The sequence below is a fragment of the Roseicyclus amphidinii genome, assembly GCF_030163755.1.
In the GTDB taxonomy this organism is placed as follows: Bacteria; Pseudomonadota; Alphaproteobacteria; order Rhodobacterales; family Rhodobacteraceae; genus Roseicyclus; species Roseicyclus amphidinii.
Genome location: NZ_JASJOE010000009.1, coordinates 42,077 through 67,888, shown reverse-complemented (window position 1 = coordinate 67,888; position 25,812 = coordinate 42,077). Strand labels below are relative to the sequence as shown.

Genomic DNA, 25,812 nt, shown 5'->3' with positions numbered 1-25,812 from the left:
GACGAACGTGAAACTCAAGAACCTTATGCTCATGACCACGGCCACGGCGCTTGCTGCGCCCGCAGCCATGGCGCAGGACATGGCCGACAGCATGACGCTGGTCAGCTGGGGCGGCGCCTATCAGACCAGCCAGGTGCGCGCCTATTCCGACCCCTACACCGCGATGAACCCCGACGTCGAGATCGTCTGGGACGAAAGCTCGCCCGAGGCCGTCGCACGCCTTCGCGCGATGGAAGAAGCCGGCAACATCACCTGGGATCTCGTGGACGTGGTGGGCGCTGACGCCATCCGCCTCTGCGACGAGGGCCTTGCGATGGAGGTCGACCACGACGAGATTCTCGCCCCCGCCCCCGACGGCACCTCGGCCAGCGATGACTTCGGCGACCTGATCGTGTCGGACTGCTTCATCCCGCAGATCGTCTATTCCACGACCGCCGCCTATCGCACCGGCGTCGAGGCCTGGGAAGGCCGCACCCCCGAGAGCATCTGCGCGATCTTCGACACCGAGAACTTCCCCGGCACGCGCACGCTCGAGCGGCGTCCGATCAACAACATGGAATGGGCGCTTCTGTGCGATGGCGTCGCCATGGAAGATCTCTACGACGTGCTGGAGACCGAGGAAGGCATCGACCGCGCCTTCGCCATGCTCGACACGATCAAGGAAGACACGATCTGGTGGTCCGCCGCCGCCGAGCCGCCGCAGCTGCTGGCCGATGGCGAAGCCGTGATCGGCACCTCCTACAACGGCCGCTGGTTCTCGGCGATCGAGGAGCAGGACCAGCCCATCGCGATGCTCTGGGATGCGCAGGTCTTCGACCTTGACGGCTGGATCATTCCCGAAGGCCTGCCGGAAGAGCGCCTGAACCGGGTTCTGGACTTCGTCAGCTTCGCAACCGACACCCAGCGCCTCGCCGACCAGGCGGCCTACATCTCCTACGGTCCGGCGCGCGCCTCCTCGGCGCCGCTTGTCGGCAACCATGCAGACCTCGGCATCCCCATGGGTCCGCACATGCCGACCGATCCCGCGAACTCCGAGCGGACCATCCTGTTCAACTACGAATGGTGGGCCGATTACCGCGACGATCTCGACGCGCGCTTCCAGGCGTGGCTGGCGCGGTGATCGACTGATCGGATGACCCTGACCCGAGGCGCGCCTGCCTGCGCCTCGGGTCGCATCCCGTCCGACAGCGCACCGCGACACGCCGGTGCCCTGTCGCAGGGGATGACGACACCCAATGCAGTTCAGCGAAGACCGAAAGGGGCACCCAATGGCCCGCCGCGACACGTCCGACCCGGATCCAAGCCCGCGCCGCGCCGTCGCGCGCGTGATGGCCCCCGCGACCTGGAGAGCGCCCAATGACTGATGCCGCCACCGGAAACATCGGCCGCGCCGCCGCCGACGCGCGCCGCGCCGAAGCCGAGCAGACCGGGCCGGTCATGGCCGCCGACGGCCGCCCGCTCAAGCAAAGCCTGAACCGCGCCCTGCGTGCGCAAAAGCTGCGGGCGCTGGCGCTGATCGCGCCGCTCCTGCTGTTCCTGCTGGTGACCTTCGTCGCGCCGATCTTCGACATGCTGTTCCGCTCGGTCGAGAACCAGATCACCTCCGAGACGCTGCCGCGCACCGTCGTCGCGCTCGAGGACTGGGACGCGCAGGACCTGCCCTCCCAGGACACGTTCGCCGCGCTGGCCTATGATTTCATGGAAGCCGCCGAGCGCCGCATCCACACCCGCCTCGGAAGCCGCCTCAACTACGAGACCACCGGTATCAGTTCGACCTTTCGTCGCTCCGGGCGGGGCATCGACGACCTTGGCGAGACGCAGGCCGAGCAGTTCATCGACCTGAACCCGCAATGGGAAGACCCGGCCGCCTGGGTGGCCCTGATGGCCGCCCCCGACTGGATCGCGGCGCAGGCCGACTGGGCCGCGCGCGCCGACGCGGCCGATGCCGCAGACCGCCCCTTCGACGAGGCCGAGCCGGCCTTCCGCCTTGCCGGCGGCATCGCCGCCACCCTGCCCGAAACCGCGGACGCGTATCGCTCCTTCGCCACCACGATCCAGCAGGAGGACGAAGACAGCCCGACGGCGGAAGAGCCCTGGAACACGGTCTACCTCGCCCTCTACCGCGACCTCCTGCGCCAGCCCGCCGCCACCATCGCCGCCTATGACGGCCCGCAGGCCGCGCTGGTGCAAGAGGCCGCGGGCGTTGCGGCAGGCTTCGAGGCAACCGACCTGCCCGCGTTCTTCATCGACATGGACGACGGCTGGGGCGACCTGAAGACCTGGGAGACGATCCAGACCTTCTCCGACCCCTACACGGCCGGCTACTTCCTCGCCGCGCTCGACCTGCAGCTGACCCCGCAAGGCATCGAGATGCAGCCCGAGGAACAGCAGATCTACCTGATGCTCTTCTGGCGCACCATCGTGCTGTCGCTGACCATCATGGGGCTGTGCGTGCTGCTCGGCTACCCGATCGCCTACCTGCTCTCGAACCTGCCGATGCGCACGTCGAACCTGCTTCTCATCCTCGTCCTGCTGCCGTTCTGGACCTCGCTCCTGGTGCGCACGAGCGCGTGGAAGGTGCTGCTCCAGCAACAGGGCGTGATCAACGACACGCTGGTGTGGCTGGGCCTCGTGGCCGATGACGCGCGGCTTGCCCTGATCAACAACCAGGTCGGCACGGTCATCGCCATGACCCACATCCTGCTGCCCTTCATGATCCTGCCGCTCTACTCGGTGATGAAGACCATCCCGCCCTCCTACGTCCGCGCGGCGAAATCGCTGGGCGCGACCAATTCCACGGCCTTCTGGCGGGTCTATTTCCCGCAATCGGTGCCGGGGATCGGGGCGGGCTGCATCCTCGTCTTCATCCTGTCGATCGGCTACTACATCACGCCGGAACTGGTCGGTGGCCGCACCGGCATCTTCATCTCGAACCGGATCGCCTTCCACATCTCCGACAGCCTGAACTGGGGCCTCGCGGCCGCGCTGGGATCGATCCTGCTGATCCTCGTGCTGGCGCTCTACTGGCTCTATGACCGGTTGGTCGGCATCGACAACGTGAAGCTGGGATAATCGCCATGGACCACAAGCTTCCCCCCTATGCCACCACCGGCCAGCGGATCTGGTTCTACGGGTTCCGCGTGCTCTGCGGGTTGATCTTCTTCTTCCTGATGGCGCCGATCCTCACCATCATCCCGCTCAGCTTCAACGCCGAGGATTTCTTCACCTTCACGCCCGGCATGCTGGCCTTCGAGCCCGAGGCCTACAGCCTGAAGCACTACGTCGATTTCTTCACCAATCCCGACTGGCAACAGGCGCTGCGCAACTCGGTCCTGATCGCGCCCATGGCGACCTTGCTCGCCGTCTCGCTCGGGACGCTGGCCGCCATCGGCCTCAGCCAGAGCCACGTGCCCTTCAAGGGCACGATCATGGCGATCATGATCTCGCCGATGATCGTGCCGCTGATCATCTCGGCGGCGGGCATGTATTTCTTCTACTCCCGCGTGGGCCTGCAAGGCACCTATTGGGGCGTCGTGCTGGCGCATGCGGCGCTCGGCATTCCCTTCGTCATCATCACCGTGACGGCGACGCTGGTGGGCTTCGACCGCTCGCTGACACGGGCCGCGGCCAGCCTCGGCGCGAACCCCGTGACGACCTTCTTCCGGATCCAGATGCCGCTGATCCTGCCCGGCGTGATCTCGGGGGGGCTGTTCGCCTTCATCACCAGCTTCGACGAGGTCGTGGTGGTGATCTTCGTCGGCTCTGCAGGCCAGCAGACCCTGCCCTGGCAGATGTTCACGGGCCTGCGCGAGCAGATCAGCCCGACGATCCTTGCGGTGGCGACGATCCTCGTGGTGATCTCGATCCTTCTGTTGAGCGTGGTCGAGATCCTGCGCCGCCGCTCCGAACGCCTGCGCGGGATGAGCCCCGGCTGAGCAGGCCGGGGCGCAGGGTCCGGCGCGGTCGAACACACGACGACCGCGCGCTTTGAGCGTGGACCGGACCGGAACGGTCCGCTATTCAAGGCCCCAAGCGGCCCCTTAGCTCAACAGGATAGAGCAGCTGACTTCTAATCAGCAGGTTGAGGGTTCGAGTCCTTCAGGGGTCGCCATCACCAAAGGCCGTCGCGCGCTCAGGCGTTTGCGCCCCGCACCGCCTCGACCACCGCGTCGGTCACCTCCTGCGTGGTGGCGGTGCCGCCCACGTCAGGCGTCAGGATGCCCGCCGCGCAGACCTGTTCGACTGCCGCCATCAGCCGCGTCGCCGCCGCGGGCTGGCCGAGATGCTCCAGCATCTGCGCCGCGGTCCAGAAGCTCGCCACCGGATTGGCGATGCCCTTGCCCACGATGTCGAAGGCCGAGCCGTGGATCGGCTCGAACATCGAGGGAAAGCGCCGCTCGGGGTCGATGTTGGCCGTCGGCGCAACGCCCAGAGAGCCCGCCAGCGCGCCCGCGAGATCCGACAGGATGTCGGCATGCAGGTTCGTCGCCACGATCGTGTCGAGCGACTGCGGGTTCTTCACCATCCGCACCGTCATCGCGTCAACCAGCATCTTGTCCCAGGTGACGTCCGGGAACTCCTTGGCCACCTCGGCCGCGATCTCGTCCCACATCACCATGCCGAACCGCTGCGCGTTGGATTTCGTGACCACCGTCAACAGCTTGCGGGGCCGCGACTGCGCCAGCGCGAAGGCATAGCGCATGATCCGCGTCACCCCCACGCGGGTGAAGATCGACACCTCCGTCGCCACCTCCTCGGGCAGGCCGCGATGCGCGCGCCCGCCGTGGCCGGAGTATTCGCCTTCCGAGTTCTCGCGCACGATCACCCAGTCGAGATCCCCCGGCCCCACGCCCGCCAAGGGCGCCTTGATCCCCGGCAGGATGCGCGTGGGGCGCACGTTGGCATATTGGTCGAACCCCTGGCAGATCGGCAGGCGCAGGCCCCAGAGCGTGATGTGATCGGGCACATCCGGCGCACCCACCGCGCCGAAATAGATCGCGTCATGGCCCTTCAGCTGCTCGGGGCCATCGGCCGGCATCATCTCGCCATGGCGCTTGTAATAGTCCGAGCCCCAGTCGAATTGCGTGACCTCCAGCGCGAACCCCTCGCGCGCGGCCACGGCCTCGAGCACGGCGAGCCCGGCCTCGATCACCTCGGGGCCGATACCGTCGGCGGGAATGGCGGCGATCTTGTAGCTTTGCATGGCGGAAACCTCCGGCTCGGGTTGCATCTGGCAGCGGGGTAACGGCGCAGCCCCCCTCGCCTCAAGTCCCAGATCATTATATACAGTCCTGCAATAATATCCGGACCCCCATGACCCTCGCCGATCTCGCCTGTTTCCTCGCCGTCGCCGACGAGCTGCATTTCGGCCGCGCCGCGCGGCGGCTCGACATGCTTCCCGCCACGCTCGGCCGCCGCCTGCGCGCGCTCGAGGATCACCTCGGCGCGACGCTGGTGCAGCGCACCACGCGGCAGGTCAGCCTGACCCCCGCCGGGCAGGAGCTTTTGCCGGATGCCCGCCGCCTCCTGGCCGAGGCCGAAGCCTTCGAGACGCGCGCCCGCGGGCTTGGCCGCAGCGGCGCACGCCGCCTTGCCATCGGCGCGATAGACAGCGCCGCCGCGGGGCTTTTGCCGCAGGTCCTGCCGCTCTTCCGCGACGAGGCCCCCGAGGTCACCGTCCATATCGAGGAGCGCAAGACGATCCAGCTCATCCCCCGGCTTCTGTCGGGCCGCCTCGACCTGGCCATCCTGCGCCCGCCCGACCGGCGCGACCCGCGGCTTGTCACGCGCGCGCTGCTCTCCGAAAGCACCGTCGTCGCCCTGCCCGAGGGGCACCCGCTGGCCGCCCGCGACAGCCTGAGCGTCGACGACCTGTCGGACGCACCGCTGATCGTGCCCGACCGCCAGTCGCGCCCGCACAGTCACGACCTGACCATCAAGCTGATGCTGGAGCATGGCCACAGCGCGCGCATCGCCCAGATCGCCGAGGAGAAGCACACCATCGTCGGCCTGGTCGCCGCCGGTCTCGGCCTTGCCGTGGTGCCGCGCTGGTCGGCGCAGGTCCGCACCGACGGCGTCGCCTTCCGCCCGCTGCTCACGCCCACGGGCCAGCCCATCCGCCGGTTGCACCTTGCCGCCGCATGGGCCGCCGATGTGCGCGACCCGCTGCGCGACCGCTTCCTCGACTGCCTCGAACGGAACCTCGACCGCCTCGCCGCGCTCGCCTGAGCTTCAGCCCTTGCGATCCGCGCCCAGCGCCGCCGACAGCTCGTCCGCCGCCCGCGTCACCGCATCGGCCAGCCGAGGCGTCTCGGCCTCCGACACCCGGCTCACCGGGCCGGAGACCGACAGCCCCGCCACCGCCTCTCCGTTCCAGTCGAAGACAGGGGCCGCGATGCAGCGCATCCCTTCGGTCTTTTCCTCGTCGTCGATGGCAAAGCCGCGCGCCCGTGTCTCCTGCAGATCGGCGCGCAAGTCGCCCGGATCGGTCAGCGTGCGCACTGTGAACCGGTCCAGCGGCGCGGTGGCGATGTAGCGCGACAGCCGGTCATCGGTCATCTGCGCCAGAAGCGCCTTGCCGATCCCCGAGGCATGCATCGGCGACAGCGAGCCGGGCGGAAAGAACGCCCGGATCGAGGCATGGCTTTCCACCTGGCTCACGAAAAGCACATGGCTTTCCCGCGCGATGCCGAGGTTCGCGGTCTCGCCCGTCGCCTCCATCAACCGCCGCAGGATCGGCCGCGCCCGGTCCACCACCGAGGTGCGGCGCAGGTACCGCGCCCCGATCAGGAAGGCGCGCGGCCCGATGTGCCACAGCTGCGCGCTTGCATCGAACTCCACCAGCCCGCGGGCCTCGAGCGTCGTCAGGATACGGTAGGTCGTCGCCGGCGACTGCTCGGTATCGGCGGCCAGCTCGGACAGGGTCGCGCCCTGCATCGTCGAGAGATGCTCGAACACCGCCATCGCCCGGTCGAGCGACTTGATCGTGTTCTGCTCGGTCTTGTCGTCCCAAGCCTTTGGGCGGCCCCGCGCCCGGCGGGGGGATTCGGCATTCTGATCGTCGCGCATCGAAGCCTCGCTGCAGTGCAGTGAAAAACGCTTTCACCATGCGAAAAATATCAAGTCATTGATATTCAACGACCACACTTCACACTATCAGTTCTGAAAAACCTTTTCAAAAAAATTGTGCGCACGGGTGCCGCACTCTACCTTGTCCCCAGAGATGAGGAGACGGCACCCCATGAGCTTCCAGAACCCGGTTTTCATTCCAGGCCCCACGAACATGCCCGAGAGCCTTCGGCGCGCCTGTGACATGCCCACGCTCGACCACCGCTCGAGCCTGTTCAAGGACATCCTGCACCCCGCCCTGAACGGCGTGCGCCGCGTGGTGAAATCGGCGGATGCCAGCGTCTTCGTCTTCCCCTCGACCGGAACCGGCGGCTGGGAAACGGCGATCACCAACACGCTGAACCCCGGCGACACGGTTCTGGCCGCGCGCAACGGCATGTTCTCCCACAAATGGATCGACATGTGCCAGCGCCACGGCCTGACCGTCGAGATCGTGGAAACGCCATGGGGCGAAGGCATCCCCGCCGACCGCTTCGAGGAAATCCTGACCGCCGACACCGGCCACCGGATCAAGGCCGTCCTCGCCACCCATAACGAGACCGCCACCGGCGTGCGCTCCGACATCCCCGCCGTCCGCCGCGCGATGGATGCCGCGAAACACCCCGCGCTTCTCTTCGTCGACGGGGTCAGCTCCATCGGCTCCATGCCCTTCGAATTCGACGGCTGGAAGGTCGACGTCGCCGTCACCGGCAGCCAAAAGGGCTTCATGCTGCCCGCGGGCCTCGGCATCGCGGTCTTCTCGAAACAGGCCATGCGCGCCGCGGAAACCGCGGGCCTGCCGCGCACTTATTTCGACATCCGCGACATGGCCGCGGGCTACGCCGCCAACGCCTATCCCTACACGCCTGCCGTGGGCCTGCTGAACGGGCTGAAGGAAGGCGCGGCGATGCTGCTTGACGAGGGGCTCGAGAACGTCTTCGCCCGCCACACCCGCATCGCCACCGGCGTGCGCGCCGCGGTCCATGCCTGGGGCCTTCAGCTCTGTGCCGTCCGCCCCGAGCTCTACTCCGACACCGTCAGCGCGATCCGCACGCCCGAGGGCTTCGACGCGGCCCGGATCGTCAGCCACGCCAGCACCCGCTACGGCGTCGCCTTCGGCGCGGGCCTGGGACAGGTCGCGGGCAAGGTCTTCCGCATAGGCCACCTCGGCATGCTGACCGACGTTCTGGCCCTCTCGGGCATCGCAACCGCCGAGATGGTCATGGCCGATCTCGGCCTCGACATCACCCTCGGCTCCGGCGTCGCCGCCGCGCAAGAGGTTTACCGCAGCACCGCGACCCCGGTCGCGCTGGCCGCCGAATAAGGGAAAGCGACGATGAAGGACGCCATCACCACCCGTATCCCCGATTTCGACGACGTGATCGCCGCGCATGAGCGGATCAGGCCCTACATCCACCGCACGCCCGTTCTGACTTCGCAGTTCATGAACGAGCTGACCGGCGCCGAGCTGTTCTTCAAATGCGAGAACTTCCAGAAGGCCGGCGCCTTCAAGGTCCGCGGCGCGTCCAACGCCGTCTTCGGCCTCAGCGATGAACAGGCCGCCAAGGGCGTGGCGACGCACTCCTCGGGCAACCACGCGCTCTCGCTCTCCTACGCGGCGGGCCGCCGTGGCATACCCTGCCACGTCGTCATGCCCCGCACCGCCCCTGAGGCCAAGAAGGCCGCCGTGCGCGGCTACGGCGGCACGATCACCGAATGCGAACCCTCGACGACCTCGCGCGAGGCCGTCTTCGCCGATGTCCACGCGCGCACCGGCGCGGATTTCGTCCACCCTTACAACGACCCCCGCGTGATCGCGGGGCAAGCAACTTGTTCGCGCGAGCTGATGGAGCAGGTCGAAGGGCTGGAGCAGGTCATCGCCCCCATCGGCGGCGGCGGCATGGTCTCGGGCTGTTGCCTGACGCTGTCGAACATCGCGCCCCATGTCGAGATCTACGCCGCCGAGCCGGAACAGGCCGACGACGCCTACCGCTCCTTCAAGGCGGGCCATATCATCGCCGACGATGCGCCGAATACCATCGCCGACGGGCTCAAGGTGCCGCTGAAGGAGAACACCTGGCATTTCGTGTCGCAGCACGTCACCGACATCCTGACGGCGTCGGAGCAGGAGATCATCGACGCGATGAAACTCACGTGGCAGCGCATGAAGATCGTGATGGAGCCCAGCTGCGCCGTGCCGCTGGCGACCATCATCAAGAACCCCGACATCTTCCGGGGTCGCCGCGTCGGCGTGATCATCACCGGCGGCAACGTCGACCTCGACAAGCTGCCCTGGATGTAAGGCCCAAGCCGGGCTGAAGCCCGGCCTACATCTCAAGTCGCCCGTAGGCCGGGCTTCAGCCCGGCACCAGAACAACCGGAGAGCCCCATGAAAGACGTCATCGACATCGACACCCTGGAAGTCGGCTACGACATCCCCGCCCTGCCCGGCATGGACGAGAGCGAGATCCAGACCCCCTGCCTCGTCCTCGACCTCGACGCGCTCGAGCGCAACATCAAGAAGATGGGCGACTACGCCGCCGCCCATGGCATGCGGCACCGGGTGCATGGCAAGATGCACAAGTCGGTCGACGTGGCGAAGCTCCAGGTGGAACTCGGCGGTGCCTGCGGCGTCTGCTGCCAGAAGGTCTCCGAGGCCGAGGTCTTCGCCCGCGGCGGCATCAAGGACGTGCTGGTGTCGAACCAGGTCCGCGACCCCGCCAAGATCGACCGTCTGGCCCGCATGCCCAAGCTGGGCGCGCGCACGATCTGCTGCGTGGACATGCTCGACAACGTGGCCGACCTGTCGGCTGCGGCGGTGAAGCACGGCACGACCATCGAATGCCTCGTGGAAATCGACTGCGGCGCGGGGCGCTGCGGCGTGACCAGCACGCCCGCCGTGGTGGAGCTGGCCAAGGCCATCGACGCGGCCCCCGGCCTCAAGTTCGCCGGGCTGCAGGCCTACCAGGGCGCGATGCAGCACCTTGACAGCTATGACGAGCGCAAGGCCAAGATCGCCGTGGCCGTGGCCATGGTGAAGGACGCCGTGGACACGCTGAAATCCGAGGGCATCGAGTGTGACATCGTCGGCGGCGGCGGCACCGGCTCCTATTATTTCGAGAGCAATTCCGGCGTCTACAACGAGCTTCAGTGCGGCTCCTACGCCTTCATGGATGCCGATTACGGCCGCATCCTCGACCAGAACGGCAACCGCATCGACCGCGGCGAATGGGAGAACGCGCTGTTCATCCTGACCTCGGTCATGAGCCACGCCAAGGCCGACAAGGCCATCGTCGATGCGGGCCTCAAGGCGCAGTCGGTCGACTCGGGCCTGCCGGTGATCTTCGGGCGCGACGACGTGCAATACGTCAAGTGCTCGGACGAGCATGGCGTCGTCGCCGACCCCGAGGGCGTCCTGAAGGTCAACGACAAGCTGCGCCTTGTCCCCGGCCATTGCGACCCGACCTGCAACGTCCACGACTGGTATGTCGGCGTCCGCGGCGGCAAGGTCGAGGTGGTCTGGCCCGTCTCGGCCCGCGGCAAGGCCTACTGATGGACGGCGGACAGATGAGCCGACACGAGCTGGTGATCGTGCCCGAGGGCATGATCCCCGGCCTCCTGACCCGGCAAGCCAGTTTCGAGGCGGTGGAAAAGGTCTTCGCCGCCATGGCCTCGGGCGAGGCCGCGAATTTCCCCGTGGTGCGCGAGGCGATGCCGACCGAGGATGCGCTCTACGGCTTCAAGGGCGGCGTGGCGCCGGGCATCCTCGGGCTGAAGGCCGGGGGCTACTGGCCCCATAACCTCGAGCGGCGGGGGCTGATCAACCACCAGTCGACGGTCTTCCTCTTCGACCCGGAAACGGGCCGGGTGAAGGCGCTGGTCGGCGGCAACTACCTGACCGCGCTGCGCACGGCGGCGGCCTCTTCGGTGTCGATCCGGCATTTGGCACGGGAAGATGCCAAGGTGCTGGGCATGGTCGGCGCGGGCCACCAGGCGACCTTCCAGATGCGCGCGGCGCTGGAGCAGCGCGATTTCGAGAAGGTGATCGGCTGGAACCTGCATCCCGAGATGCTGCCGAACCTGCAGAAGGTCGCCGACGAGGCGGGTCTCCCCTTCGAGGCGGTGGAACTGCCCGGCCTGCGCGAGGCCGATGTGATCATCACGATCACCTCGTCTTTCGCGCCGACGCTGATGGCCGATCACGTGTCGCCCGGCACGCATCTGGCCTGCATGGGCACCGACACCAAGGGCAAGCAGGAGGTCGAGGCGGCGCTGCTGGCGCGCGCCACCGTCTTCACCGACGAGGCGGCACAGTCCGTCTCCATCGGCGAAGCGCAGCATGCGGTGGCCGAGGGGCTGATCGCCGAGGGCGACGTGACGCCGGTGGGCGCGGTCATCAACGGCACCCATCCGGGCCGGACCAGCGCGGAGGAGATCACGCTCTTCGACGGCACCGGCGTGGGATTGCAGGACCTGGCCGTCGCGGCCTCCATCGTCGAGACGGCGGTCGCGGACGGCACGGCGACCCTCGTTCCGCTCTGATCTCGAGCCGGCGCGCTCCCGCGTGTTCGACCATGGCTGCGCCATGGGTCTCACAGCTTGGGCCCGGCACCCGCTGACGCGGGTGCGGGGGTGCCTTTCCGGGCAAGGGCTGGCGCGGGGTGGCTGGCTGCGGATGCGTATTTGGGGAAAGATGAAGGGGACGGTCGTGCGCGGACCCTCAGGCGTCGCGCACCGTCCAGGGGGTGTCGAACCAGTGTTCCTCGAGGTTCGCGCCCTCGCCGATCCGGTCCACCACGGCGAAAAGCCCCGGCGCATGCAGCGGCGTCAGCACCCCGTGCCAGGTGTTGCGCGCGATGTTTATCCCCTGCCCCGCCGTGCTGCGAAAGGCGCGCGGCCTGCCCGGCGTGCCATCCTCGTCGGGCGCGACGATGACGAGGAACGGGTCGTATGACATCGGCAGGAAGGCCTGTGAGCCGAGCGGGTGGCGCTCCACCATCTCCAGCGCATAGGGCAGCGCGCGGGTTTCCGAGCGGAAGAGGCTGATCCCCGCCCGCCCGTCGCCGAACTCCAGCCGCGCGCGGTCGTGCCAGCGCCCGCAAAGCCCCTGGTTGATCAGCTTGTCCGGCGCGCCCTCGGTCTCCAGCAGCTCGCCGAAAGGGGCGAAGGCCGCCGCCGTCAGGGGCTCGATCAGGATCTCGCGGCTCATCCCAGCTTCTCCGTCAGGCGCAGCTCGGCGATGCGCTCGACCTGTCGGCAGGCCTCGGCGAATTCCGTGTCGCGGTCCTGTCCGAGGCGGCGCTCGAAGGCCGCGAGGATCCCCGCCTTGTCATGGTCGCGCACCGCGATGATGAAGGGGAAGCCGAATTTTTCCGTGTAGGCTGCGTTCAGCCGACTGAAAGCGTCGCGTTCCGCGTCCGTCAGCGCGTCCAGACCGGCGCTGGCCTGTTCGGCGGTGCTGTCCGGCGTCAGGCGCTTGGCCGCCGCCAGTTTGCCCGCAAGGTCGGGATGGGCGGTCAGCACGCCCAGCCGCTCGGCCTCGGACGCGCTGCGGAAGACGCGGGCGAGCGCGGAATGGACACCCGTGGCCGTGTCATGGGTCGGCCCCAGCTCCAGCGCATGGGCGCGTTCGGCGATCCAGGGGGAGTGCTCGAAGATCCCGCCGAACTCGGCGACGAAGCGCGCGCGGTCCATCTCGGAGGGGCGCGCGCGCGCCACCGGCGGATGGGTCGCGGCCCAATGTTCCGCGATCTGGAGGCGGGTGGCGAACCACACCCCCTCATGCCCGGCCATGTAATCGACCGCGCGCTTCAGCGCCTGCGCCCGGCCTGGCCGCCCCGCCAGCCGGCAATGCAGCCCGATGGACATCATCGCGGGCCGTCCCGCCAGACCCTCGGCGTAGAGGCAGTCGAAACTGTCGCGGATATACTGTTCGAACTGCGCCCCCTCGGTGAAGCCCGCCTGGATGGCGAAGCGCATGTCGTTGATGTCGAGCGTGTAGGGGATCATCAGCTGGTCGCGGTCCCCGAAGCGCCGCCAATAGGGCAGGTCGTCGGCGTAATCATCGGCGATATAGGCGAAGAGCCCCGTCTCGGCGGCCAGCGGCACGGAATTCATCGAACTGCGCCCGGTGTACCAGCCGCGCGGGGGCGCGCCGGTGACCTGCGTGTGCAGCGCGATGGCCTCCTGCACCAGGGCGCGCTCGGTCGCCTCGTCCATGTCCTTGTGCTCGATCCATTTCAGCCCGTGGGAGGCGATCTCCCACCCTGCCGCCTGCATCGCGGCAACCTGTTCGGGGGCCCGCGCCAGCGCGCTGGTCACGCCGTAGACCGTGAGCGGCAGATGCCCCAGCATCCGGTGCAGCCGCCAGAACCCGGCGCGCGCGCCGTATTCGTAGATCGATTCCATGTTCCAGTGCCGCATCCCCGGCCAGGGCTGCGCGCCGGTGATCTCGGACAGGAACCCCTCCGAGGCGGCATCGCCGTGCAGGATGTTGTTCTCACCCCCCTCCTCGTAATTCATCACGATCTGGACGGCGATCTTCGCGCCCCCCGGCCATTGCGGATCGGGAGGGGTCGGGCCGTAGCCGGTCAGGTCGCGGGGGTATCTCTGCATCGCTCGGGTCTCCGGATGTGTCTCGGTCAGGCTTGGCCAAGCGGGGCGGGGGTTGCAAGGGGCTTGCTGCGCGATGTGCCGGGGTGGGTCGAGGTGGGTCGGGGCGCGCGTCAAGAGCGGCGCGCGCGGAATGACGTGACGTTCCCTCCGATTTCCGTTCCACCGGCCCGGCAACTGCGTTAGCGTCTCCAGCCAGTTGGAGGGACATGAGGGGGAGGCTCATGGAGCATCCGGGGCGGCCGTGGACGGCCTTTTACCGGGCCGGTGCGCGGGTGGATATCGTACAGCCGGCCTATCGCAACCTCGCGGGCATGATCGGCGCCGTGGCCGAGACCTATGGCACCGCGCCGGCCTTCACCTGTTGCCTGCCCAACGGCATGAACGGCACGCTGAGCTTCGCGCAGGTCGACGAGATGTCGGATGCGCTGGCGGTCTACCTGCGCGAGGTGGCCGGGCTGCAGCCGGGCGACCGCGTGGCGGTGCAGATGCCCAATTGCCTGAGCTTTCCCGTCGCCGCCTTCGGCGTGCTCAAGGCGGGCTGCGTGCTGGTCAACGTCAACCCGCTCTACACCGCCGAGGAGATGGCCCGGCAGTTCGAGGATGCCACGCCCCGGGCGCTGATCATCATGGACATGTTCGCCGACAAGATCCCCGCGGCGACCGCCGGTCACCCGATCCCCAACGTGATCGTCACCCGCGTGGCCGAGTTCCTGCCGGTTCTGCCGCGGGGCATCGTGGGGCTGGTGCAGAAGCACTGGGACCGCTCGGTGAAACCCATCGGGACCGCCCATATCCGCCTGCCCGAGGCCATCGCCGCGGGCCGCGGGCTTGCGGCGAAGACCCGTGTCGAGGTCGACGCCTATCACCAGTCCGTCGGCCCCGATGACATCGCCGTTCTGCAATACACCGGCGGAACCACCGGCGTCTCCAAGGGCGCGATGCTGACCCATGCGAACCTGCTGGTGAACATGGAACAGGTGATGGAGCTTCTGACCGGCGATCTCGACAAGGGACGCGAGGTCGCGCTGACCGCCCTGCCGATGTATCACATCTTCGCCTTCAACGTGAACCTGCTGGGCTTCTGGTGGCTGGGCGCGCGCAACATCCTGATCCCCAATCCGCGACCGCTGTCGAACCTCAAGCGCGCCTTCGAGAATTACCGCATCACCTGGATGAGCGGGGTGAACACGCTGTTCAACGGGCTCACCAACGAGACCTGGTTCACCGACACGCCGCCGCGGCACCTGAAATTCGCCAGCGCGGGCGGCATGGCGCTGCAATCCTCGGTCGCCGAGACATGGGAGCGCATCACCGGCTCGCCCGTGATCCAGGGCTACGGCCTGACCGAAACCTCCCCCGTGCTGACCTTCGAGCCGCTGGGCAAGGCGCGGCCCGGCTCCATCGGCGTCCCCGTTCCGGGCACCGAGATCGCCTGCCTCGGCGAGGACGGCCAGCCGGTGCCGCAGGGCGAGCCGGGCGAGATCGCGGCCCGCGGCCCGCAGATCATGAAAGGTTACTGGAACCGGCCCGACGAGACCGAAAAGGTCATGCAGGGCGACTGGTTCTTGACCGGTGACATCGGCACCATGGACCCCGACGGCTATGTCCGCATCGTCGACCGCAAGAAGGACATGGTCGTCGTCTCGGGCTTCAACGTCTATCCCAACGAGGTCGAGGACGTGCTCGCCGCCCACCCCGCCGTTCTGGAGGCCGCCGTGATCGGCGTCCCCGACGAGGCGACCGGAGAGGCCGTCAAGGCCTTCATCGTCACCTCCGACCCCGCCCTGACCGAGGCCGCCGTCCGCGCCTACGCCAAGGCGCATCTGACCGGCTACAAGATCCCCCGGCGGGTGGAGTTCCGCGACGAGCTGCCGAAATCCAACGTCGGCAAGATCCTCAGAAAAGACCTGCGCGCCGAGGAACTCGCGCGCATCGCCGCGGAGTGAGCCCCCATGGTTGACGAGTTTACCCAGACCCTGCTGGGCATCATGGTCGCGGTCATCATGCTGGGCATGGGCGCCTCGCTCACGCCGCGCGACTTCCTGCTGGCGCTCAAGCGCCCCTATGGCCTGATGATCGGCGTGATCGCCCAATACGGCATCATGCCGTTTCTGGGCTTCGTGCTGGTCAGCACCCTGACCCTGCCCCCCGCCATCGCCGTGGGCGTGCTCATCATGGCCTGCATGCCGGGGGGGACGACCTCGAACATCTTCACCTATTTCTCCAAGGGCAACCTTGCGCTCTCGGTGCTGATGACCGTCACCTCGACCGTGACCGGCGTCATCCTGATCCCGATCATCCTGATGCTCTACGCCAATGTGCTGGGCCTCGAGATCCCGCGCGAGGATATCATCCGCGTCCTGATCGTGCTCCTGGTGCCCGTTGCGCTGGGCATGGGGCTGCGCAAGCTGAATGCCAATGTCGGCGCGGTGATCGAGTTCGGCGGCTCCGTGCTCGCGCTGTTCTTCATCCTCTTCATCATGGTGACCTGGGTGCCGCAGAACTGGCAGTTCCTGCTCTCGACGACGCCCGCGACCTATGTCGCGGCCATCGCGCTGGGGCTGGTGGGCATCACCGTGGGTTACCTCTTCGCCAAGACGCTGCGCCTGCACCCGCGGAACGCGCGGACCGTGGCGCTGGAAACAGGCATCCAGAACGGCCCGCTGGCCATCGCCATCATCGCCTTCACCTTCACGGGCGACGAGGCGCAAAGCTACATGGCGGTGCCCGCGCTCTACTCGCTCTTCATCGTGATCGTCTCGACACTGGTGACGCTCGTCTTCCGCCGCGCCAACACCGCCGCCGAGCAGAAACTGCCCGACAGCCTGCTCTGAGGCGCCGGAAAACCGGGGGTTTTCCGACGCGAAAAACTGCAGTTTTTCGCCCTTGGAAAACTCGAGTTTTCCACCGGACCCCGCACGGGGTCCGCGGCCCGCGCGCGCGGGCCGGCCTCGCCCGGAACCGAATGTCGCACCCGGTCAATTGACGAAGGTAACATAGTCACCGACAGCCCCCGGTTGCATCGCCTAGACCGGTCTCCATCACAGGAGGCCATTCGCCATGCAACAGACCCACACCAGACCCGCCGACAGCTGGTCGCCGCTCTATTTCCTCGCCTCGCTCGGCGCGGGCGGCCTTGCCGTCACCTTCTTCATGTATCTCATGTTCTGGGTGCCCCACCCCGGCCAGCCCGTCCCGGTCTTCGAAGACATCCTCGCCGCCTTCCAGTCGGGCAGCCTTGCGATGCAGGCCGCGATTCTGGTCGCCGTGACCGGCATCGCCGGCTTCGCCTTCCTCAACATCAGGATGCTGGTCTGGAACCTGCGCCAGCTCTCGGCCTTCTCGAAGACCGAAGCCTACACCAGGCTGATGACCTCCAACGCCGAAACCACCCTGCTCGCCATGCCGCTGGCGCTGGCCATGACGGTGAACGCCATGTTCATCCTCGGCCTCGTCTTCGTGCCGGGCCTGTGGTCCATCGTCGAATACATGTTCCCAGCCGCCATGGTGACCTTCGCCGCCATCGCGTATCTGGCCTTCCGCCGGATCGGGGCCTTCCTCGGCCGCGTCCTGTCCGAGGGCGGCGTCTTCGACGTCACCGCCAACAACTCCTTCGCGCAGCTCCTGCCCGCCTTCGCGCTCGCCATGACCGCCGTCGGCATGGCCGCCCCGGCGGCGATGAGCACCACGCCGCTCACCGTCGGCATCGCGCTGGTCCTGTCCATCGCGCTGGGCACCATCGCGGGCCTCTATGCGCTGGTCGCCGCCATCGTCGCGGTCAACTCGATGCTGCACCACGGCACCGCCCGCGAAAGCGCGCCGACCCTCATGGTCGTCGTCCCGATCCTGACGATCCTCGGCATCATGATGATGCGCCAGGAGCATGGTCTGCACACCACCTTCGAGATGCATGGCGGCCGGGCCGACACGCTGATCCTGACCACCACCATCCTCGCGGTGCAGGCGGTCTTCCTCGCCCTCGGTCTGCTGGTCCTGCGTCGCCAGAACTACGCCGCCAGCTTCCTGACCGGCCCCAAGAACTCCGCAGGCTCCTACGCGCTGGTCTGCCCCGGTGTCGCGCTCTCGGTCATGCTGCACTTCTGGATCAACAAGGGCCTTGTCGGCGCGGGTCTCATCGCCAAGTTCGGCGTGGCCTACTGGGGCCTGACCGGCCTCGCCGTCGCCTTCCAGGTCGCCATGATCGCGCTGGTCTTCCACCTCAACCGCCGCCACTTCGGCCGCGGCAAGGGCGAGGCCGCCGGGCTGCGCACCGCCTGACACGGCCCATCCCCTCGAAACCGACCGGCGCGGAGCCCCTCCGCGCCGGTCTTTCGTTTGCGCGCCGCCCCTGTCGTGCTAACACTGCCGCAAAAGGTCAAAGACCCATGTCGAGCAGCGTATCCCAGTTCCAGAGTTTGAAACCCCGGTCGAAACACGGCACCGTCATGGCCGTGTCGATGATGAAGGACGAAGCGCCCTTCCTGCTGGAATGGTTCGCCCATCACCTCGCGGTCGGCTTCACCGACATCCTCGTCTACACCAACGACTGTTCCGACGGCACCGACGAGATGCTGATCCGGCTCGAGGAGCTGGGCCTCGGCTACCACCGCCGCAACGAGATCCCCGAGGGGATCAAACCCCAGCCCTCCGCCCTCAACCACGCCCAGCACGAACCCAAGGTCGGCGAGGCCGACTGGGTTCTGGTCTTCGACGCCGACGAGTTTCTCTCGGTCAACCACCCCTCCGGCCATCTCGAGGGGATGCTCGACGACACGGTCGCCCGCGGTGCCAACGGCGTCGTGATCACCTGGCGCATCTTCGGCTCGGGCGGCGTCGTGGACTGGTCCCGCGCCCCCGTGACCGAGCAATACACCCGCGCTGCCCCCCCGCTCTGGAACAAGGGCTGGGGCGTGAAGACGCTGTTCAAGTTCGACCCGGAATACTGGAAACTCGGCATCCACCGCCCCTCGATCAAGAACAAGCACCTCGAGGACGGCTTTCCCGACACCGTCAAATGGCTCAACGGCTCGGGCCTGCCGATGGAGGATTACTTCAAGTTCCGCGGCTGGCGCTCGATCCGCCGCACCATCGGCTACACCTGGGCGCAGATGAACCATTACGCGGTGAAATCCGTCGACAGCTACGCCGTGCGCAAGTTCCGCGGCAACGTGAACAACAAGAAGGACAAGTACAACGCCGACTACTGGTCCCTCCAGGACCGCAACGAGGTCGAAGACCGCGCCATCCTGCGCCACGCCCCCGAGCGCGCCCGGATCATGGCCGAGCTTCTGAAGGACCCCGTCCTGAACAGGCTCCACCACGCCGCCCTCGAACGGGTCGAGGCCCGGCTTGACGAATACCGCCAGACCGACGCCTATCTCGCGCTCCGCGACAGCCTCATCAAGGCCAGCGAAGTGCCCATCACCCAGGTCGAGGCCAAGCCGCCCCAGGCCCGCGATCCCGCCAAGATCGCGGCCCTGATGAGCGAGGTCGAGAAGAAATCCCAATCCCGCCCGAAAGAGGAACGCCGCACCGAGACCGTCCCCGGCTGGGCCGCCGAGGGGGGCGACCCCTACATGCCGCCGCCCATCGACCTGTCGGCCGAGATCCCGACCGACTGGATCGCCAACCACGAGATCGACCTGCCCGCCGACGCCCGCGTCTTCCGCCCCGAGACGCTGACCGCCATCGTCGCCGGCCGCTTCGAACGCCGCCACGCCCGCAACATCGCGGGCTATCTCGAGGGCTGTCCCCGCGTGCTCGAGATCGGCGCGGGCGTGGGCTTCCTGCCGATCCGCATCATCAAGATCTCGCAGGGCCTCACCCTCATGGCGCAGGACACGCGCAGCGAGTTGATCGCGCTGGGCAAACAGATCGCCGCCCGCGCGGGCCTCGACAACACCGCCCGCCTGAAATGGACCGACGGCCCCCTCCGCTTCCCCTCCGACGACGGACCCGAGGCCAGCGGCCTTGCCGCCTACCTGCGCGATTTCCGCCCCGACGCCCTGCGCCTCAACCGCCCCGCCGATGTCCCGCCCGAAACCCTCGCCGCGCAGAAGCTCGGCACGGTAACCCGCGTCATCGTCCCCTTCCTCTCCGAGTATCAGGCCGCCGAGTGGCGCGCGGGCTACGCCCCCGTCCTCGCCGCCAGGGGCTTCACCGAGACCGAGGACCGCGCGGGCGGCGGCAGCCTGCAATTCGACCGCAACACCCCGTGACGGGGGGCCGCGGCTGACATAGCATGACCCCACAGGGTCGGAGAGTAACGGTGAGTGACGACGACAACGAGAACGACCTGATCGCGGGCCATGGCGTGATCGTGCGCGCCGCCAACGGCGACGTGATCCGCTACGATCCCACCGGCCTCGTGATGCGGCTGTCGGACCGCGTCATCGCCGATATCGCCCTGCGCATGGGCCAGCAGCCCGGCACGCCCGACGCCCCCGTCGTTGCGAACCAAGAAACAATCGACACCGACGACCTGCTCGAGGGCATCGACGCCTGGGGCGTCACCCGCGACGGCGACTGGCTCCGCTTCACCGCCCGCATGCCCGGCGCGCAGGGCATCCGCGGCTTCCGCCGCCACGTCGACGGCGGCGCGGTGCTCGGCGACGGGCCGGGCGCGGTGCTCGGCATCCTCGCCCTCGGCGGCCCCCGCGCCGCCCTTGCCACACCGGGCGCGCCCGCCTACCCCCACCACATCACCGCCCCCGAGGACGACATCGGCGCAGTCGGCATGGCGGGCATCGAACCCGCCCCCGAAACCGACCGGCTGGAGCCCTTGCGCGAATGCACGCATGAGGCGCTGGTGGCCGAGGTCATCCTCGACTGGCAGATGGAGAAATTCGAACCCCTCCCCCTGATTGTTGCCCGAGCGGAAACAGACAACGCGCCCAGCGCCGCCGATCTGGCCCGCGGTCAGGCCGTCGAGAACCTGATCACCGCCGCGCGAAACCTCAAATCCGCCGCCGCCCGCATGGGCAAGCGCGCGAAAATCCTCGCCATCCACCTCGACTACGCGCTCGAGCATGTCACCGGCGACGCCACCGCCTACCGCGACGGGATGCTCGCCGCGATGCAGCGCATCGAAGACGCGCTCTGGTCGCTGGGCTACGACAAGCCCCTGTTCGTCGCCCGCTTCGAGGGCGGCCTCGATCCCGCCACCGCGCCCGCGGCCCTCGAAGGCCAGTGGGAATTGACGTGGAACCATGGCGACCACCGGCTGATCCACTCCGCCCCCAGCTACACGTTCGCCCGCGACCGCTTTGACAGGCCCACCGATGATGCCCGCCGCCAGATGGCCGAAATGACCGCCGCCGCCATCGCGGCAGGCGAGAACTGGCGCTGCCCCACCCTCTTCCTCGCCGAACGCGAGACCGGCGACCGCGCCACGATCCGCGCAACGGCTCAGGGCGACGGCCCCCTGATCCTCGACGCCGACGCCCCCGCGGGCTTCGCCCTCATCGGCGATGAAGCGGGCGCTACGATCACCGGCGTCGACGTCGCCCCCGACGATCCCCAAGCCGTCCTGATCCGCTGCGACACCCCGCCCGAGGGCGCAAACCTGCGCCTCGCCTACGGTGCCGGAACGCCCGGCGGCTTGCGCGACAGCTGGAGCATGGACAGCCGCACCGGCATCACGCTCCACCGCTGGGCGCTGCCCGCGATCCTCCCCGTGCATGAGGGCCGCAATGCTTGAACTGCCCGACCGCCTCCCCCCCGGCGCGCTCTGCGACGGGGCCGACACGGCCCTTGCGCATGACCTCGCCACCACCGGCGCGCTCTGGTGGACGGGCGCGGAGCTGACCGCCGACACCACCGGTGCCGTCACCGGCTGGCCCGCCCGCATGGGCGCACGCGCCGCGCGTCCCACCGCCCCCAACACCGGCAACGCCCTGATCGGCGAAGCGGGCGACATCGCCGGGCTGCAATGCCGCGACGGCCTCCATTGTGGTTTCGTCATCGAGGATGTGACCGCCACGGCCAGCACCGCCACGCTGGCCGCCCGCTACCTGCCGCCCTTTGGCGAGGATGCGAAAACCATCCTCACCCTCAACACCGGGGGTGCTGCGAAAAAGACACCGGGCGAGAACTACCTCTTCCTGTCGGAGGCCGAGGGCATCCTCACCGTCAAGGACGACAAGGGCCTTGTCGAGGCCACCCTGCCCGCCCCGCCCGCCGATACGCCCCGCCTGATCCTCGTCAGCCTCGCGGGCGACCGCCTGACGGTCGAGGCCCTGGGCCATGACCGGGCCGAGGTGCAGGCACGCGCCCCCGTCCTCTCCGGCCCCGCCAGCCTTTTCATCGGCTGCCGCAACCACCGCCCCGGCCTGACCAAGACGCTGGGCGGCGCGCTGATCGCCGATGTCTGGCTCTGGCCCGGCCGCGCGCTGCTGACCCCGGCAGACGCCACCGACCGCGCCGCCCTCACCGCGCTCCGCCGCTTCCAGCTCTGGGCCGGGGACACCTGATGGGTTTCACCCCCGACAGCATCGCGGGCGGCCATATCGTCGTGATCTGGGTCGACGACCTGATCGACGTCTTCACATGGCGCGACGCCTTCGGCATCCGCATCGAGACCCCCAACCTCGACCGCTTCATGTCGCGCGCCGCGCGCTTCACCAACGCCTACGCGACCGTCCCCCTCTGCGCCCCCTGCCGCGCCGAACTGGCGACCGGCATCTCGCCCTTCCGCTCCGGCCTCGTCGACCTCAACCGCTTCTGGCGCGACGTCTACCGCCCGGAAAAGGCATGGCACTACGACCTGCGCCGCGCGGGCTGGCACATGTTCACCACCGGCAAGGTCGACAGCAATTACAAACCCATGCCCGAGGAGTATCGCCGCATCCTCTTCCACGAGGAACCCGAGGCCGACGACCAGGGCCGCCGCTCCGGCGTGAAGTCCTACCTCGACCGCGGCCCCGGCATCAAAGGCGTGAACCATCCGAACGACGACGGGTCGCAAGACGACCGTTTCTACGACTTCCACGTCGCCCAGAACGCCATCGACTTCCTCCACCGCGCCGACCCGAACCGCCGCCACCTGATCCAGCTCGGCTTCAAGCACCCGCACTACAACCTCATCACCCCCGACCGCTTCTACGCCCAGTATGACCCCGCCCAGATCCGCTGGCCCGACATCGCCCATGCCGACGACTACCACGGCCCCCAACCCGGCTTCGCCGTCTACGAGGCCGCCTATATCGCCAATGGCCAATGGACCCCCGAAAAGGCCGGGGACGAGGCATGGCGACAAGTCGTCCGCGCCTATTTCGCCGCCATCTCCCACATGGACCATGAGCTCGGCCGCTTCCTCGACGCGCTCGAGGCCTCCCCCCTCGGCGCCAACACCACCACCATCTTCTTCTCCGACAACGGCTTCAACCTCGGCACCCACGACAGCTTCCACAAGATGTCCCAATGGGACAGCGCCGCCCATATCCCGCTCGGCATCCACCACCCCGCCATGCCCGCCGGACAGGAAATCGACCTCCCCGTCTCGCTCCACAACATCCCCAGGACGATCATGCAGATCGCAAACCTCCCACCCCGCCCCGACTGGACCTCGGGCCAATCCCTCCTGCCCCTGATCGACCCCGCCTTCGGCCAATACGACCGCCAGTGGTCCCCCGTCACCTGCGTCTTCGGCACCCTCTCCGTCCGCCCCTCCACCGAGGGCCTCACCCACTACCGCTACTTCCGCTACCCCAACGGCGAAGAACACGTCTACGACCTCGCCGCCGACCCCGGCGAGACCACGAACATCGCCGCCACCGCCCCCCTGACCGACCTCCGCCACGAACTCATCAAGGGCGCCCTCAACCTCGGCCTCGACCTCCGCGGGCTCGAGACGCCCGCCAACGGCGTCAACGCCATGATGGCCGTCGACGGCTCCGTCATTCTCGCGGGCGGGCGCGGCGACAACGACTACTGGGCCTACGGCCCCGACGCCGAGAAGATCCGCGAGGACAAGCACGGCGGCACCGACACGCTGTGGTACATGGCCGGCCCCGACGACTACATCCTCCACTGCCCCCCCAACGTCGAGAAGATCCGCATCGCCACCGTCACCTCCCGGTCCGAGGCCGACGGCCAGACCGGCAAGATCCTCCGCATCGTCGCCCACCCCGACAGCCCGATCGAGTTCGAGACCTCCGAACGCGTCGAGATCGACCTGCGCGGCTCCGACGGCGACGACATCATGATCGGCCCCAAGCACGGCGCGGCCACCTTCCACGGCGGCGCGGGCAACGACCTGATGATCGCCAAGGCCAAACAGGCCAACCGCCGCCACGCTTTCTATGGCGAGGCCGGGAACGACACCCTCCACGGCGGCCCGGGCCGCGACACGCTCGACGGCGGCACCGGCGATGACGTGATCTTCGGCTACACCGGCCGCAACCACATCTACGGCGGCCACGGCAACGACCTGATCTACGACGGCGAAGGCGCCTCCACCATCGACCCCGGCCCCGGCCGGAACACGGTCGAACTGGGCGAGGGCGACCACGAGGTCCACGTCGGCACCGGCATCACCCGCATCACCGCCGCGCCGGGGGCCAAGCGGTTCGTCATCGCGTGGGGCGGCGTCTGCGTGATCTCGGGCTGGGACGCAGGCGCGGTCTACGACCTGTCGGGCTGGCCGGGGGCGCCGTCGGTGGAGGACCACGGCGGGGGTGTCTGGAGGCTGAGGCTCGGCCTCGGGATCGTGGAGATCGAGGGCGTGCCCGAGGGGGTGGACGTGAGGGGGCAGGTGCGGTGAACCAGTTTATCACGCAAGCACTCAACCACTGAATCGTCGGAGTCAGGGCAAAAACAGCGGGAAATAAGTGTGGAAAATAGCCAGAGAGTACCGAAGAAAGTTGTAGATTTTGTGCTGGCGGCATATTTGATCTCAAGTGTCGATGAGTATACTACACCAATATGGAAATACGCATTCAATGACCACCCATACTCAAGTCTCGCCCGTATTGCCGCGGAAGATTTACGAGGCGTAGTAAGCGCCGCCACCATTCCTTTTCAATTGGAACAAGACGCCGTTCATCAAGACCGATTTCGTCGCTTTCTTACCTCCGAAAGAATACTTGCACTTGAGAAAAAGCCAAGCTCTCCCGAAGAAGAAGCCATATCAGAGGTGAGGTGTAGAGAGCGAGCTCAAGCGCGGATGGCTGAGTATATCGCTTCAACTGAAGGGCACGAAGACATAATAGACAGTATAATCTTGGGCTTAAGAAGGCACCTTGACTCCTCGGAAATTCTATTTGCAGCAGAAGAGATTCTATTTCAAGCGCAAGTGGCAGGGTGGTCGGCATTCGAGTCATTCAGTCGAGAATTCATTATTGAGTGGCTCAACCGAAATCCGTCACAAGCAATCGATTTGATAGGCGATCCCAGTGTGCAAAAACTGATTGGAAGCAAAGCGCTTTCGATATCCGATTTATCAGACTTCGGGTTCGATTTAACACGATCAATGGGAAATATAGTATTCTCAAAGGCGAAGTTTGACAGCTTCCACCCAATGAAGAAAGTATTCAAAATTCTTTTCGATAACCCAAAACTACAATTGGCGTTTGGACCTCAGTTATATGAGCTGAACCAGAATCGTCACCTCATTGTTCACAGGCGAGGCATCGTGGACACGGAGTACTTAAAGAATACAGGAAAAGAACTCGAGCCAGGGAAGAGACTTTACTTAACAGGAAAAGACACTGCAAAGTGCCTATTTGCAGTACAGAAGGCAATTATTGCAATCCTTGAAGCATCGACGAATGCGGCTTCAGAATAGCGGCCCAACGAATTGATTTCGAACTGTCCACAGTGACACAGCGCTGTCCCACGTACCGGACTTGTAACCACCCAAGAAACCCGTCACCAGACCCTTACCAACCCCCCGCACCCTTAACCACCCTCCCCACCCCTTCCGTGCGCAAATCGCGTATGCACAGGGTGTGTACAGCCTGTGCACGGGGTGTGACGCGGCCGTCTCCGCCCCCTGCGGCCTTCCCCGCCCGGGGGTTAACGCCCCCGTGCGCCCCCGCAACACCCCCTCTCCCGCGCGCCGAAACCCTTTGCCTTGCCCCCTGAAATAAG

Annotated in this window: 20 protein-coding genes and 1 tRNA gene; 17 read left to right on the top strand and 4 right to left on the bottom strand. The window is 67.2% G+C overall.

Going from position 1 to position 25,812, the window contains the following annotated elements; genetic code table 11:
* The first annotated feature begins 7 nt into the window (after window positions 1–7).
* The 4 genes from QQK83_RS04985 (at window position 8) to QQK83_RS04970 (ending at window position 4,111) form a co-directional block, all read left to right on the top strand.
* On the top strand, window positions 8–1,120 hold the full coding sequence (locus QQK83_RS04985; RefSeq protein ID WP_284262277.1) for an extracellular solute-binding protein: 1,113 nt from the start codon (window positions 8–10) through the stop codon (window positions 1,118–1,120).
* Window positions 1,121–1,356: 236 nt separating this feature from the next.
* Window positions 1,357–3,072, top strand: coding sequence for an ABC transporter permease (locus QQK83_RS04980; RefSeq protein WP_417750332.1), 1,716 nt, complete (start codon window positions 1,357–1,359; stop codon window positions 3,070–3,072).
* A gap of 5 nt (window positions 3,073–3,077) precedes the next feature.
* Complete coding sequence (locus QQK83_RS04975; RefSeq protein ID WP_284262275.1) at window positions 3,078–3,935, top strand: ABC transporter permease; 858 nt, start codon at window positions 3,078–3,080, stop codon at window positions 3,933–3,935.
* A 99-nt stretch (window positions 3,936–4,034) separates the two neighbouring features.
* A tRNA-Arg gene (locus tag QQK83_RS04970) sits at window positions 4,035–4,111 on the top strand.
* 21 nt (window positions 4,112–4,132) lie between these two features.
* Here the strand turns inward: QQK83_RS04970 and QQK83_RS04965 are convergent.
* The gene (locus tag QQK83_RS04965; protein WP_284262273.1) at window positions 4,133–5,203 is read right to left on the bottom strand and encodes a tartrate dehydrogenase; all 1,071 of its coding nucleotides are present in this window, start codon (window positions 5,201–5,203) and stop codon (window positions 4,133–4,135) included.
* Window positions 5,204–5,313: 110 nt separating this feature from the next.
* On the opposite strand from QQK83_RS04965, the gene QQK83_RS04960 reads away from it, so the two are divergent.
* Window positions 5,314–6,228, top strand: a complete 915-nt coding sequence (locus QQK83_RS04960) for a LysR family transcriptional regulator (protein ID WP_284262271.1) — start codon at window positions 5,314–5,316, stop codon at window positions 6,226–6,228.
* Window positions 6,229–6,231: 3 nt separating this feature from the next.
* Here QQK83_RS04960 and bhcR read toward each other — a convergent pair whose 3' ends face one another.
* On the bottom strand, window positions 6,232–7,068 hold the full coding sequence (gene bhcR, locus QQK83_RS04955; protein ID WP_284262269.1) for an HTH-type transcriptional regulator BhcR: 837 nt from the start codon (window positions 7,066–7,068) through the stop codon (window positions 6,232–6,234).
* A gap of 172 nt (window positions 7,069–7,240) precedes the next feature.
* Here bhcR and bhcA point away from each other — a divergent pair, with 172 nt between their 5' ends.
* From bhcA to bhcD, 4 genes are all read left to right on the top strand, one after another.
* On the top strand, window positions 7,241–8,431 hold the full coding sequence (gene bhcA / locus QQK83_RS04950; RefSeq protein ID WP_284262267.1) for an L-aspartate--glyoxylate aminotransferase BhcA: 1,191 nt from the start codon (window positions 7,241–7,243) through the stop codon (window positions 8,429–8,431).
* A gap of 12 nt (window positions 8,432–8,443) precedes the next feature.
* Complete coding sequence (gene bhcB / locus QQK83_RS04945; protein ID WP_284262265.1) at window positions 8,444–9,409, top strand: beta-hydroxyaspartate dehydratase BhcB; 966 nt, start codon at window positions 8,444–8,446, stop codon at window positions 9,407–9,409.
* 87 nt (window positions 9,410–9,496) lie between these two features.
* The gene (gene bhcC, locus QQK83_RS04940; RefSeq protein ID WP_284262262.1) at window positions 9,497–10,660 is read left to right on the top strand and encodes a 3-hydroxy-D-aspartate aldolase BhcC; all 1,164 of its coding nucleotides are present in this window, start codon (window positions 9,497–9,499) and stop codon (window positions 10,658–10,660) included.
* Between the two features lie 29 nt (window positions 10,661–10,689).
* Complete coding sequence (gene bhcD / locus QQK83_RS04935) at window positions 10,690–11,649, top strand: iminosuccinate reductase BhcD (protein ID WP_284262318.1); 960 nt, start codon at window positions 10,690–10,692, stop codon at window positions 11,647–11,649.
* Window positions 11,650–11,827: 178 nt separating this feature from the next.
* On the opposite strand, the gene QQK83_RS04930 is transcribed toward bhcD, so the two are convergent.
* Together QQK83_RS04930 and puuE are read right to left on the bottom strand one after the other, a co-directional pair.
* On the bottom strand, window positions 11,828–12,316 hold the full coding sequence (locus QQK83_RS04930; RefSeq protein WP_284262260.1) for an ureidoglycolate lyase: 489 nt from the start codon (window positions 12,314–12,316) through the stop codon (window positions 11,828–11,830).
* Window positions 12,313–13,722 (bottom strand): allantoinase PuuE, encoded by a 1,410-nt coding sequence (gene puuE, locus QQK83_RS04925; protein WP_284262258.1) that lies wholly within the window; start codon window positions 13,720–13,722, stop codon window positions 12,313–12,315. The genes QQK83_RS04930 and puuE overlap by 4 nt, the downstream gene beginning before the upstream one ends.
* Window positions 13,723–13,928: 206 nt before the next feature.
* Here puuE and QQK83_RS04920 point away from each other — a divergent pair, with 206 nt between their 5' ends.
* From QQK83_RS04920 to QQK83_RS04885, 8 genes are all read left to right on the top strand, one after another.
* Window positions 13,929–15,668, top strand: coding sequence for an AMP-binding protein (locus tag QQK83_RS04920; RefSeq protein WP_284262256.1), 1,740 nt, complete (start codon window positions 13,929–13,931; stop codon window positions 15,666–15,668).
* Window positions 15,669–15,674: 6 nt separating this feature from the next.
* Window positions 15,675–16,556 (top strand): bile acid:sodium symporter family protein, encoded by an 882-nt coding sequence (locus QQK83_RS04915; RefSeq protein WP_284262255.1) that lies wholly within the window; start codon window positions 15,675–15,677, stop codon window positions 16,554–16,556.
* Window positions 16,557–16,782: 226 nt separating this feature from the next.
* Window positions 16,783–18,000: a TsoY family (seleno)protein gene (locus tag QQK83_RS04910; RefSeq protein ID WP_284262252.1), complete on the top strand. Its 1,218-nt coding sequence runs from the start codon at window positions 16,783–16,785 to the stop codon at window positions 17,998–18,000.
* A 107-nt stretch (window positions 18,001–18,107) separates the two neighbouring features.
* Window positions 18,108–19,940, top strand: coding sequence for a glycosyltransferase family 2 protein (locus QQK83_RS04905; protein ID WP_284262250.1), 1,833 nt, complete (start codon window positions 18,108–18,110; stop codon window positions 19,938–19,940).
* Window positions 19,941–19,990: 50 nt separating this feature from the next.
* Entirely contained in the window at window positions 19,991–21,421 is a 1,431-nt protein-coding gene (locus QQK83_RS04900; RefSeq protein ID WP_284262248.1) for a hypothetical protein, read from the top strand.
* The gene (locus QQK83_RS04895) at window positions 21,414–22,193 is read left to right on the top strand and encodes a hypothetical protein (protein WP_284262246.1); all 780 of its coding nucleotides are present in this window, start codon (window positions 21,414–21,416) and stop codon (window positions 22,191–22,193) included. Before QQK83_RS04900 ends, QQK83_RS04895 begins: the two co-directional genes overlap by 8 nt.
* Window positions 22,193–24,484 carry a sulfatase-like hydrolase/transferase gene (locus QQK83_RS04890; protein WP_284262244.1) on the top strand — a complete coding sequence of 764 codons (2,292 nt, stop codon included), beginning with the start codon at window positions 22,193–22,195 and terminating at the stop codon, window positions 24,482–24,484. Before QQK83_RS04895 ends, QQK83_RS04890 begins: the two co-directional genes overlap by 1 nt.
* A 69-nt stretch (window positions 24,485–24,553) precedes the next feature.
* On the top strand, window positions 24,554–25,507 hold the full coding sequence (locus tag QQK83_RS04885; RefSeq protein ID WP_284262242.1) for a hypothetical protein: 954 nt from the start codon (window positions 24,554–24,556) through the stop codon (window positions 25,505–25,507).
* The last annotated feature ends 305 nt before the right edge of the window (window positions 25,508–25,812 follow it).